Source organism: Streptomyces sp. C, assembly GCF_000158895.1.
GTDB lineage: Bacteria > Actinomycetota > Actinomycetes > Streptomycetales > Streptomycetaceae > Streptomyces > Streptomyces racemochromogenes.
Window position 1 is genome coordinate 2,424,885 of the sequence record NZ_GG657750.1, and the last position, 11,747, is coordinate 2,436,631.

The following is an 11,747-nucleotide window of genomic DNA, read 5'->3' on the forward strand; positions in this document are numbered from 1 at the left end:
CAACCTGCTCTCGCTGCGCTTCCTCACCCCCACCGTCAAGGACGCGAAAGCGCCAGGTCGCCGGCCCTCGTCACCGGCCTCTCCCCGGCCCCGGCCGACGCCACCGCCCTCGGCGGCCTGCTCAAGTAGCCGGGAAGGAAACCCGCGGACGAAGCTCACCCGGATCCTCGCCACCGCCCCGGGGGACTTCACCGTCCGGGCGATCCGCGCCGGCACCACCTCCTGGAGCGGGAGCGGCGGCGCGAGCGCAGCGACCCCGGCATGGTGCCCTACCCGGCAGTAGGGCACCATGGGCCGCCACACCCGCTCATCGCCGGAGGAACACCCATGGCAGCCGCCGCCCCCAAGCCGGAGACCCTCGCCGCTTTCGAGGCCGCCAAGGGGTTCATGCCCGTACGCGAGGGCCTCGCCCTGTACGAGGCGGCCGCCGCGGCCGCGGCCCTCGGGCTGCCGCTGCTGGAGGTGGGCACGTACTGCGGGCGCTCCACCATCCTGCTGGCCGACGCGGCCCGGGAGGCGGGCGTCCCCGCGATCACCGTCGACCACCACCGCGGCAGCGAGGAGCAGCAGCCCGGGTGGGAGTACCACGACCCGGGCGTCGTGGACCCCGAGATCGGGCTGATGGACACCCTGCCGACGTTCCGCCGCACCCTGCACCGGGCCGGTCTGGAGGAGCACGTCATCGCGATCGTCGGCCGGTCCCCGCAGGTCGCCGCGGCCTGGGGCGGCAAGCTCGGCTTCGTCTTCATCGACGGCGGCCACACCGACGAGCACGCCACCGGCGACTACGAGGGCTGGGCCCCGCACGTCGCGGAGGGCGGCACGCTCGTGATCCACGACGTGTTCCCGGACCCGGCCGACGGCGGCCAGGCCCCGTACCGGATCTACCTGCGCGCGCTGGCCTCCGGCGCCTTCGAGGAGGTCTCGGTGACGGACTCCCTGCGCGTGCTGCGGCGCACCGGCGCGGGCGTCTAGGGACCGCCGCCCGGGGCGCGGCGGGGCATAAGACGACAATCACACCACGCCCCCGGATGGCCCATGGTCCGTACGGGGCCCGCCCGGGCGTTCTAGCATCGCGACGTGCGCTACGACGACAGCCCCCCGCTTCCCGAGTCCCGGTCCTCGATCAGCCCGGACCGGCCCTGGTTCGCGCGCCGGCCCGCCCTCACGGTGGCGCTGGCGGCGCTCGCCCCGACCTGTCTGGCGGGCTGGGTGCTGACCCAGGTCCTGACCGGCTCCGAGTCCGGCGGGCGGCAGCCCGGGGGCACGCCGCTCGCCGCCTCGCACACCACGGCGGGGTCGGACGCCAAGGCCAGCGCCTCCCCGACGCCGGGCCCGGGCGCGGCCGCGAGCCCGGCCCGGCAGAGCCCCTCCGGGGCCGCCGCCCCCGCGAAGGGCCCGCTCACCGGCCGGACCGTGGTCATCGACCCCGGCCACAACACGGGCAACTTCCGGCACTCCGCCGAGATCAACAAGCTGGTGGACATCGGCACCAACCGCAAGGAGTGCGACACCACCGGCACCACCACCAACTCCGGTTACATGGAGGCGGAGTTCTCCCTCGACGTCTCCCGCCGGGCGCGCGCCCTGCTGGAGGCCAAGGGCGCCAAGGTGGTCTTCACCCACGAGGGAGACCGCCCGTGGGGCCCCTGCATCAACGAGCGGGCCCGGATCGGGAACGAGGCGGCGGCCGACGCCGTGGTGTCCGTGCACGCCGACGGCGCCTCCGCCGGCAACCGGGGCTTCCACGTCATCCTCCCGGCCCGGGTCAAGGGCGGCGCGGCGGACACCGCGAAGATCGTCGGCCCCTCCCGCGACCTCGGCGAACGCATCGCGAACAACTTCGGCCGCACCACCGGCTCCTCCCCCGCCAACTACCTGGGCAGCGGCACCGGATTGGTGGTCCGGGACGACCTGGGCGGGCTCAACCTCTCGACCCGGCCGAAGGTGTTCCTCGAATGCGGCAACATGCGTGACGACAAGGACGCGGCGCAGCTGATGAGTCCGGACTGGCGGCAGAAGGCGGCACAGGGCATCGCGGACGGCATCACGGGCTTCCTGGGCGGGTAGTTCACGGGGCAGTCGTCCCGGGGCGGCTCGCCGCCCCGATCCTCTCGGCCGCGCGAAGCTCCGTACCATGGGGGCGCCCGCTCGCCCCAGCCAAGACCGAGAAGGACACTCCCAGACGTGAACATCCGCTCCCTCACGCGAGGTGACGGCGTGGTGATCGGAGCAGCGGTCCTGCTGTTCATCGCCTCGTTCCTCGATTTCTACTCCGCCACCCTCCTGGACCTCCCGAGTGCGTGGGACACGGACTTCTTCGGGCTGGCGCTGCCGACCGTCTTCCTGACCGGCTTCATCGCCGCCGGGCTGCTGATCGGGGCCCGCTTCCAGCCCGAGGGCCGCAAGCTCGGGAACCTGACCCTGACGGCGTGGGGCACCGTACTGGCCGTGGCGGCGGCCTGGGCCTCGCTGTGGTCGCTGATCACCTGCCCGTCCAAGTGGGACCTGGGCGCGGGCAGCATCATCGCCTTCCTCGCCAACCTCGCCCTGGCGGGCGTCGCCGTCGCCGGTACGAAGATCCCCGCGCTGGCCGGGCCGCTCGTGCCCGAGCCGCGGCCCGCCGCGCCGCAGCCGTACGGCGGCCAGCCCGGCACCGGTTACGGCTACCCGGGGCAGCAGCAGCCGCAGGGCTACGGGACCACCCCGCAGCCGGCCCCGCCGTACGGGGGCACCCCGGCGTCCGGCCCGCAGGAGTCGGCCCCGGCGGCGGACTTCACTCCGTTCTGGTTCGCGGTGCCGGTGGCCCGGCCCCTCTACGGCGAGGACGGCTCCCCCGTCCCGGTCGCGGAGCTGGCGCCGGGCACCTGGTACCTGGCCGTCGACCAGCGCGGCCCGTCGGCGCTGGTGGCGCAGACCCAGGACGGCCGCCGCGGCGTCCTGAACGACACCTCCGGCATCCAGCGCGGCTGACCCGGCCCCGCCGCCACGGCCCACGGCCCCCCGCCCCGACCCGGGGCGGGGGGTCGCCGCACTTCCCGGCGGGGCGCGCGTGCCCTACAGTCGCCTGACGTCAGCTGACACATCGTCAGATCAGGCTCGCTGAGGGGACCGTACATGCGCCTCGGACTCGCACTCGGCTACTGGGGCCGCGGGCCCGCCCCCGCCCACCTCGACCTCGCCACCGAGGCCGAGCGCCTCGGCTACGACTCGGTGTGGACCGCCGAGGCCTGGGGCTCCGACGCCTTCACCCCGCTCACCTGGATCGCCGCGCACACCTCCCGCATCCGGCTCGGCACCGCCATCGCCCAGATGGCCGCCCGCACCCCGACCGCGACCGCCATGCACGCCCTCACCCTCGACCACCTCTCCGGCGGCCGGATGATGCTGGGCCTGGGCCTGTCCGGACCCCAGGTGGTGGAGGGCTGGTACGGGCGCCCCTTCCCCGCGAGCCCGCTCACCGCGACCCGGGAGTACGTGGACGTCGTACGCCAGGTGCTGCGCCGCGAGGCCCCCGTCACCCTGGACGGCCGCTTCCACAGCCACCCCTACCGCGGCGGGGACGGCACCGGCACCGGCAAGCCCCTCAAGCCCATCACCCACCCGCTGCGAGCGGACCTCCCGCTGCTGCTGGGTGCGGAGGGCCCGAAGAACATCGCCCAGACCACCCGCATCGCGGACGGCTGGCTCCCCCTCTACTGGTCACCCACCCGCACCGACGTCTACCGGGCCTCGCTGACGGACCTCCCCGACGGGTTCATGATCGCCCCGATGGCCCGCGCCAAGGTCTGCGACGACGTGGCCGAGGGACTGCTCCCGGTCAAGGCGATGCTCGGCTTCTACATCGGCGGCATGGGCCACGCCGCCCGCAACTTCCACGCCGACCTGATGGGCCGCATGGGGTACGAGGCCGAGGCCCGGCGCGTCCAGGAGCTGTTCCTGGCCGGGCGCAGACAGGAGGCGGTGCTCGCCGTTCCGGACGCGTTCGCGGACGAGATCTCCCTCGTCGGCCCGCGCGAGCGGATCGCGGAGCGGCTGGAGCTGTGGCGCAAGGGCCCCGTCACGGACCTGCTGGTCACGGCCCCGGACCCGCACACCCTGCGGGTGCTGGCAGAGCTCAACGGCTGAGCAGGCGGACGTTAGCGAAGCGTTTGCGCCGCGCCGGAGCATGGTGCACGACCACCGACGCACAGCTCCACAAAGGGGAACAGCCATCAGCACCAACCGGATCAAGGCGGGCGTCCTCGCGGCCGCCACCGTCGCGGGCCTGGCCCTTGCCACCGCTCCGGCCGACGCGGCCGACCACTGCAAGGCCGGCGGCGGGGCCGTCTACATCTGCCAGTACGGGGTGACCAAGCACAAGCTGCCCGACGGCGGCAAGCAGCAGTTCCTGGTCGGCACGGACAACGCCGTGTGGACGCGCTGGACCGACTCCGACGGCGACTGGACCCACTGGTCGTCCATGGGCGGCACCGCCAGGAGCAGCATCGTCGTCATCGACCGCTTCAGCGGCGGTGACCCCTGGCAGTTCAGCCTCTCCGTCGAGGGCAACGACGGCTGGCGCTTCGTGAAGTCCCGCCACCACGACGGCAGCTGGACGGACTGGTTCCCCATGCCCGACCCGGTCTAGTCGGTCGGCTCCGGCCGGTCCGTCGCCTCCGGCACGGCTTCGAGGAGCCCGCGCAGGTCCAGCGGCATCACGGCGATCTCCATCGTCCCGCCGCCCTCCAGGGCGCAGGCCACGATCCGCGAGCCCGGGTTGATGGAGATGCCCTCCCGTACGGAGGGCATCCGTACGGCGGTGGCCCGGGCGCCCGCCAGGGACACGGCCGGGCCCCGGCCGGGCTGCCAGCGGGCGGCGCCCCGGTCCGCGTACAGCCGGCCGGAACGCCAGCGGCCGCCGCCCGCCGGGGTCCGGGCCATGCCCGGGATCCCGGCGGGGCTGTCGGCCGCGACCCGCTGGCGCTGCTTGCGGCGCAGCAGCCAGCCCACGCCGGCGGCCGCGAGGGAGAGGAACAGGAACTCGATCACACCGGCCATTCAAACAGGCGGCGGATCAGCCGGTGAGCTGCGAGGTGCTCGGCACCTTGTCGGTGACCACGGCGCCCGCGTTCTTGCCGGCTTCCTTGACGCCGTTGATGACGTTGTCGAAGGCGTCGATGTCGGCGTCGCCCGCCTCGCCCTTGCGGAGCTTGGTGGCCAGCCCCTTGAGGGACTCGATGCCCGCCGTCAGCGGGACCATCGCCTTCGACAGCAGCGGGTCGCCCTTGGCGTTCTCCGCGGCCGCCTTCAGCCGGTTGTACGCGAAGGCACCCGCCAGACCCGCCTTGATCAGCGCGAACGTACGCCCCTTCGCGCCCTTCTTGAACTTGCCCTCGCGGTACGGCTTCACGATCCACTGGTACGTCGCCCCGGCCGCGAGCCCGGCGTTGGCCACGAACCGCGTCTTGGCGAACTTCTGCCTCTCCGCCGGGGTCGTCGGCGACGGCGTCGCGGCGGCCAGCTCGTCGGCCGCGGCCGCGTCCGGCTCCGCCACGGCCAGGACCGCCAGCTCGGCGGCGGCGGCCGAGGAGATCTCCTCCCGCTGCCCGCGGTCGCCACCGCCGCCGCACGCGGTGGCACCGGCCAGCAGCGCGGTGGACAGCACCACCGCCGTGAGGGCTCGACGGATACGGACGGTTGCGGGTACGGCCACGGTTGCCTCCGGGGACTGAGGTGTCCCCCGCAGCCTCACCCGGGGCACCGGACACCACCACCGGGGCGACCCGTTCGGGGGGTCCCCCGGAGCCTGCGGCACGCCCGGCCCCGGGCCCCCGACCCCGCGGGCCCTCCCGCGGCCCCTCCCGCGGGCCCTCCCACGGCTCCGGCCCGCGGCCCCCATCCCGCGGCCCCGACCCACGGCTCCGGCCCGCGGCTCCGGCCCGCGGCCACGGTCTGCGGCTCCAGCCCACGGCTCCCGCCCGCGGCCACGGTCTGCGGCCCCGGCTCACGGCTCCGGCCCACGGCCACGGTCTGCGGCTCCGGCCCACGGCCACGGTCTGCGGCCCCGGCCCACGGCTCCGGCCCACGGCCCGCCCCGGTTCAGGAGCGGCAGCTCAACGGCAGCAGTCCGGCTCCAGGCCCGCCGGCAGGGCCAGCCCGCCGAAGACCTCCCCGGTGGCCTCGTCCCCGCCCAGCGCCGCCACCGCGAGCAGCAGCGAACCCGCCGTCCAGGCCGTCTGCTCCACCGGCCACACCGCCCGGTCCTCGAAGACGTACCCCGTCCAGTACATGCCGTTCTCGGCACGCAGGTGCCCGATCGAGCGCAGGACCTCCAGCGCCCGGTCCGACTCCCCCATCACCCACAGGGTCAGCGCCAGCTCGCAGGACTCCCCGCCCGTCACCCACGGGTTCGGCAGCACGCACCGCACCCCCAGGTCCGGGACGACGAACTCGTCCCAGCGGCCCTCGATGCGCGCCTTCGCCTCCGGCCCGGACAGCGCCCCGCCCAGCACCGGGTAGTACCAGTCCATCGAGTAGCGGTCCTTGTCCAGGAACCGCTCCGGGTGCCGGCGTATCGCGTGCGCGAGCGCACCCGCCGCCAGCTCCCAGTCCGGCTGCGGGTCGCCGCGGTGGTCCGCGATGGCCAGCGCGCAGCGCAGCGCCTGGTGGATCGAGGAGGAGCCGGTCAGCAGGGCGTCCGTGACGGGCGTGCCGTCCGCCTCCCGCTTCCAGCCGATCTCGCCGCCCGGCTGCTGGAGCGCGAGGACGAACTCGACGGCCGCGACGACCACCGGCCACATCCGGTCCACGAAGGTGTCGTCACCGGTGGCCAGGTAGTGGTGCCAGACGCCGACGGCTACGTACGCGACGAAGTTCGTCTCCAGGCCCGCGTCCTGCGGCACGGCCGTGTCCACGCCGTCGGGCCGGTCCGCGTACGCCGCGTACCAGGAGCCGTCCTGGTTCTGGTGCCGGGCCAGCCACGCGTAGGCCCGCTCGGCCGCCTCGTGCTCGCCCGCCGTGTCCAGGGCCATCGCGGCCTCGGTGTGGTCCCACGGGTCGAGGTGGTGGCCCCGGAACCACGGTATGGCCCCGTCCGCGCGCTGCACGGCCAGGATCCCGGCGACGGTCCGCGCCGCCTCTTCGGCGGTCAGCACGCCGTCCAGGACGAGGTGCTCGGGCACGGTGCGCTCCGGCGAGCTCACTGGGCGGAGCCGGTCGCGCCGACGGGCAGGTGGGGCTTGGTCGCGTACGCCACGAAGCTCTTGCCGATGACCGGGTTGAGGGCCTGCTCGGCGAGCCGGGTCGCGAGGGGCTTCTTCATGATGTCCCAGACCAGGAGCTTGTGGTACGCCTTGACCGGCAGCGCCTTGTCGTTGTCCACCCCGAAGGCGCACTTGAGCCACCAGTACGGGGAGTGCAGGCCGTGCGCGTGGTGGGTGCCGTACGGCTTGAGGCCCGCGGCCTCCATCTTGGCGAGGAGTTCGTCCGCCTTGTAGATGCGGATGTGGCCGCCCTCGACCTCGTGGTAGGCGTCGGACAGCGCCCAGCAGATCTTCTCCGGGCCGTAGCGCGGGACGGTGACCGCTATCCGGCCGCCGGGCTTGAGCACGCGCACCATCTCGGCGAGGACGCCCTTGTCGTCGGGGATGTGCTCCATCACCTCCGAGATGATGACGACGTCGAAGGACTCGTCCGGGAAGGGCAGGGCCAGCGCGTCGCCCTCCATGGCGGTGGCGGTGGCGCCGGCCGGGGCCTCACCGGCCTCCTTCATGGCGGCGAACCACTTGGCGACCTCGCGGATCTCCTCGCCGTTGCGGTCGACGGCGACGACCTGGGCGCCGCGCCGGTAGCACTCGAAGGCGTGCCGGCCTGCGCCGCAGCCCAGATCGAGCACACGGTCGCCTGCGGCGAGCGGGAACCGGGAGAAATCGACGGTCAGCACGGGGTCCTGCCTTCGCGGTCACGGGGGTGAAGGGTGGTGCGGGTGGAGCGGGGTCATGCGGGTGGTGCGGGGTGGTGCGGGTGGAGCGGGGTCATGCGGGTGTTACGGGTGCTGCGGACGGTGCTCGCGGGGGCCCTGGGGCGCGCCGCTCACCGGGTCCGGGCGGCGGCGGCCTGCGCGATGGCGGCTCTGTAGTGCGCGGCGGTGCCCTCGGCCGCCTTGGCCCAGGTGAACCGGGTCAGCACCCGCTCCCGCCCGGCGGCCCCCAGACGGGCACGCAGCTCCGCGTCGCCCAGCAGCCGGCCCAGCGCACCGGCCAGCGCCCCCGCGTCACCGGGCGGCACGGCCAGGCAGGTCTCCCCGTCGGGACCGGACACCTCGGGGATGGCCCCGCCGGTCGTGGCGACCAGCGGGGTGCCGGTGGCCATGGCCTCGGCCGCCGGGAGCGAGAAGCCCTCGTAGAGGGAGGGTACGCAGGAGACCTGGGCGCTGCGCACCAGGTCCACGAGCTCGGCGTCGGTGATGCCCTTGACGAACCGCACCGCGTCCTGGAGCCCGTACGTCTCGATCGCGCGGGCGACCGGCCCGCTCTCGGCGCGCTTGCCGACGACGACGAGATGGGCGTCGGGGCGCTCGGTACGGAGCTTGGCGAGGGCCTCGACGAGGTGGACGAGCCCCTTGAGGGGGACGTCGGCGCTGGAGGTCGTCACGATCCGCCCGGGAACCTCCGCGACGGACGGGTCCGGCGACCAGAGGTCGGTGTCCGCGCCGATGTGCACGACGTGGATGCGGTCGTCGCGCACCCCGAGGTGCTCGGCGATCTCCTGCCGGGAGGAACCGGAGACCGTCAGCACGGAGGGCAGCCTGCGGGCCACCCGGCCCTGCATGCGCGTGAACGCGTACCAGCGCCGCACGGAGGCGCGCTTCTTGCGGTCCTTCGCGGCGGCGAGGTCGAGCTTGCGGTCGACGGTGATGGGGTGGTGGATGGTGGTCACCAGGGGCGCGCCGAGGTCGCCCAACAGGCCGTAGCCGAGGGTCTGGTTGTCGTGGATGACGTCGAACTCGCCCGCGCGGGCCTGGAGGTGGCGCCGGGCGCGCAGCGAGAACGTCAGAGGCTCGGGGAAGCCGCCGGTCCACATCGTCGCGACTTCCAGGGCGTCGATCCAGTCCCGGTACTCGTCGCGCTTGGGAGTGCGGAACGGGTCGGGGCTGCGGTACAGGTCCAGGCTCGGCAGCTCGGTGAGCGCGGCCCCGGTGTCCAGCACCGGATAGGGCTGCGCGCCGATGACCTCGACGGAGTGCCCGAGCTTCACCAGCTCCCGCGAGAGGTGCCGGACGTAGACGCCCTGGCCGCCACAGAACGGGTTCCCCTTATAGGTGAGCAGTGCGATGCGCAACGGGCGGTCGCCGTCGGTGGCGGAACCCGGGAAAGGGCTCGCCACCATGGCCTCTGCGGACACTCTCGGCCCCCTTCTCACTGCACTTTCGCCGGAGCGTAACCGCTCGGATAATGTAGAACAAGTTTCAGAGTTGATCCTCTGAAGACCATTGAATCTACCGGCCGGAAACCACACCGTAAGAGGCGGAGCAGGTGATTCGCGCCACGACTCGGACGCCTGACATGCTGACCCCCGGACCATCCCGGAATCAGCCGCCGCAACGGCACGTAACACCAGGAAACGGAACGCCAGGAACGGGACACATGACAGCGGAAGCGAAGACCGTGACGCCTCCCCTGACGGAGCGCCAGGAGGCGCGCCGTCGTCGGATCCTGCACGCGAGCGCGCAGCTGGCCAGCCGGGGCGGCTTCGACGCCGTGCAGATGCGGGAGGTCGCCGAGTCGTCGAACGTCGCGCTGGGCACCCTGTACCGCTACTTCCCGTCCAAGGTGCACCTGCTGGTCGCCACCATGCAGGACCAGCTCCAGCACATGCACACGACCCTGCGCAAGCGCCCCCCGGCGGGCGAGGAGCCGGCGGCCCGCGTCGCGGAAACCCTGATGCGCGCCTTCCGCGCCCTCCAGCGCGAGCCGCACCTCGCGGACGCGATGGTCCGCGCCCTGACCTTCGCGGACCGGAGCGTGTCCCCCGAGGTGGACACGGTCTCCCGGCTGACGACGGCGATCATCCTGGACGCCATGGGCCTCGACGCCCCACCGACGGCGGAACAGCTCTCGGCGGTCCGCGTCATCGAGCACACCTGGCACTCGGCCCTGATCACCTGGCTCTCGGGCCGGGCGTCCATCGCCCAGGTGAAGATCGACATCGAGACGGTGTGCCGGCTGATCGACCTGACGGGGGCGGGGGCGGGGGCGGGGGCCGGGGCCGGGGCCGGGGCCGGGGCCGGGGCCGGGGCCGGGGCCGGGCGAGGGAGTCGGGCCGGAAAGGCCTGATTCCGGCGGGGCGGGGGTGGGGGCGGTAGCCCCCGGGACGGCCTCAGAGTGGGTTGGGGGCTTCCCGTCAGTCCCATCGTCCTTCCGGTTCGGGCCGGTCCCTCAAGGGCGCTCCTTCGTCGCGTCGCTACGCGATGGCCTTCGGCCACCCTTGACCGACCGACCCGAACCGGAAAGCCGAAAGACTGCCGGGAAACCCCCAAAGAAACGGCACGGTCCAGAGGAGGAGGGGCGGGCGCCTCAGGGACCAGGCGCGGTGCCGGGGGCCGGCCCGCCGGGCATCCGGGCCCTCACATCTGTGATTCCGGGCCAGGGGCGCGACTACCCGCACGAGAAGGCGAACAGAGCCCCTTGGGAAGCCCCCAGACGCGACAGATCGCTACGCGCTCCTCTCGTCTCAGCGTCCGACGACCGCCTGTGGCCGCTACCCGCACCAAAAGGCGAACAGGGCAGCTCAGGAAGCCGACAGGCGCGACAGATCGCTACGCGCTTCTCTGATCACGGCGACCGACGGTCGTCTCGGGCTGATATTTCAGGACGTCAGCGCGGCCTCACCGGCGCGGACGGCGCGGAGGGAACGCTCGACGGTTTCGAGCTTCTCACCGACCGGTCCGGCGTAGTCGATGACGGCGCGCGCGGCCTCCTCACCGAGGGTGCGGGTGATGACCCAGGTGGCCAGGTACTGGGACGCCAGGCAGCCGCCGGCGGTGGCGATGTTCCCCTCGGCGTGGAAGGGGGCGTCCAGGACGGTCACCCCCTCGGCCTCGACGAACGGGCGGCTCGTCATGTCCGTGCACGCCGGCATGTCACCCAGCAGTCCGAGCTTCGCGAGGACCAGCGCACCGGAACACTGCGAACCGATCAGCTGTCGGGAGGGGTCGAGCGGCAGCATGGAGAGCAGCCGGTCGTCGGCGACCACGTCGCGCGTCTTCACACCGCTGCCGATGAGTACGACATCGGCCTCGGTCACGAAGTCCATCGACCGCTGGCCGGTCACCTCGACACCGTTCATCGAGGTCACGACGGGGGTGGGCGTCGTGATGTAGGCCTTGAGACCGGCCTTGCTGATCAACGCCGAGGCAATGAAGCTGTCGAGTTCGTTGAACCCGTCGAAGGTCACAACGGCTACCTGCATCACAACTCCCTTGATAGACAGGCCGGCAGTCTCGCACCGCAGCCCCGCCGAGTGATCACGAAGGCCAGCATGTGGACCCCTTCGTCAGCCTCCTGCCCGCCGACGACCAGCCCGAGACGATCGTCGGACGCTGAGAAATGAGGAGCGCGTAGCGATCTGTGGCGCCTGTCGGCTCCCTGGGCCGCTCTGTTCGCCCTCTGGTGCGGGTATCAGCCACAGGCGGTCGTCGGACGCTGAGACGAGAGGAGCGCGTAGCGATCTGTCGCGCCTGTCGGCTTCCTGGGCTGCTCTGTTCG

At 73.2% G+C, this 11,747-nt stretch carries 12 protein-coding genes; 6 read left to right on the top strand and 6 right to left on the bottom strand.

The genetic code is table 11. From position 1 onward, the window contains the following. The first annotated feature begins 327 nt into the window (after positions 1–327). From SSNG_RS10720 to SSNG_RS10740, 5 genes are all read left to right on the top strand, one after another. Complete coding sequence (locus SSNG_RS10720) at positions 328–975, top strand: class I SAM-dependent methyltransferase (protein ID WP_007263840.1); 648 nt, start codon at positions 328–330, stop codon at positions 973–975. A 105-nt stretch (positions 976–1,080) separates the two neighbouring features. Next, complete coding sequence (locus SSNG_RS10725) at positions 1,081–2,070, top strand: N-acetylmuramoyl-L-alanine amidase (RefSeq protein WP_007263841.1); 990 nt, start codon at positions 1,081–1,083, stop codon at positions 2,068–2,070. A 117-nt stretch (positions 2,071–2,187) separates the two neighbouring features. Then, complete coding sequence (locus tag SSNG_RS10730; RefSeq protein WP_007263842.1) at positions 2,188–2,973, top strand: DUF5336 domain-containing protein; 786 nt, start codon at positions 2,188–2,190, stop codon at positions 2,971–2,973. A gap of 144 nt (positions 2,974–3,117) precedes the next feature. Continuing rightward, on the top strand, positions 3,118–4,128 hold the full coding sequence (locus SSNG_RS10735) for an LLM class F420-dependent oxidoreductase (protein ID WP_007263843.1): 1,011 nt from the start codon (positions 3,118–3,120) through the stop codon (positions 4,126–4,128). A 40-nt stretch (positions 4,129–4,168) separates the two neighbouring features. Next, the gene (locus SSNG_RS10740; protein WP_007263844.1) at positions 4,169–4,630 is read left to right on the top strand and encodes a hypothetical protein; all 462 of its coding nucleotides are present in this window, start codon (positions 4,169–4,171) and stop codon (positions 4,628–4,630) included. Here SSNG_RS10740 and SSNG_RS10745 read toward each other — a convergent pair. From SSNG_RS10745 to SSNG_RS10765, 5 genes are all read right to left on the bottom strand, one after another. Beyond that, positions 4,627–5,031 carry a hypothetical protein gene (locus tag SSNG_RS10745; RefSeq protein WP_129593298.1) on the bottom strand — a complete coding sequence of 135 codons (405 nt, stop codon included), beginning with the start codon at positions 5,029–5,031 and terminating at the stop codon, positions 4,627–4,629. The two genes, SSNG_RS10740 and SSNG_RS10745, sit on opposite strands and share 4 nt — an antisense overlap. 25 nt (positions 5,032–5,056) lie before the next feature. After that, positions 5,057–5,695 (bottom strand): hypothetical protein, encoded by a 639-nt coding sequence (locus SSNG_RS10750; protein WP_042800849.1) that lies wholly within the window; start codon positions 5,693–5,695, stop codon positions 5,057–5,059. Between the two features lie 400 nt (positions 5,696–6,095). Beyond that, positions 6,096–7,184 (bottom strand): hypothetical protein, encoded by a 1,089-nt coding sequence (locus tag SSNG_RS10755; protein ID WP_007263847.1) that lies wholly within the window; start codon positions 7,182–7,184, stop codon positions 6,096–6,098. Continuing rightward, positions 7,181–7,924 (bottom strand): class I SAM-dependent methyltransferase, encoded by a 744-nt coding sequence (locus SSNG_RS10760; protein WP_007263848.1) that lies wholly within the window; start codon positions 7,922–7,924, stop codon positions 7,181–7,183. The genes SSNG_RS10755 and SSNG_RS10760 overlap by 4 nt, the downstream gene beginning before the upstream one ends. Before the next feature lie 149 nt (positions 7,925–8,073). Then, on the bottom strand, positions 8,074–9,384 hold the full coding sequence (locus tag SSNG_RS10765) for a glycosyltransferase family 4 protein (protein WP_042800850.1): 1,311 nt from the start codon (positions 9,382–9,384) through the stop codon (positions 8,074–8,076). Positions 9,385–9,626: 242 nt separating this feature from the next. On the opposite strand from SSNG_RS10765, the gene SSNG_RS10770 reads away from it, so the two are divergent. Further along, entirely contained in the window at positions 9,627–10,316 is a 690-nt protein-coding gene (locus SSNG_RS10770) for a TetR family transcriptional regulator (protein WP_007263850.1), read from the top strand. A 532-nt stretch (positions 10,317–10,848) separates the two neighbouring features. On the opposite strand, the gene SSNG_RS10775 is transcribed toward SSNG_RS10770, so the two are convergent. Further along, positions 10,849–11,451 carry a DJ-1/PfpI family protein gene (locus SSNG_RS10775; protein WP_007263851.1) on the bottom strand — a complete coding sequence of 201 codons (603 nt, stop codon included), beginning with the start codon at positions 11,449–11,451 and terminating at the stop codon, positions 10,849–10,851. Positions 11,452–11,747: the final 296 nt, after the last annotated feature.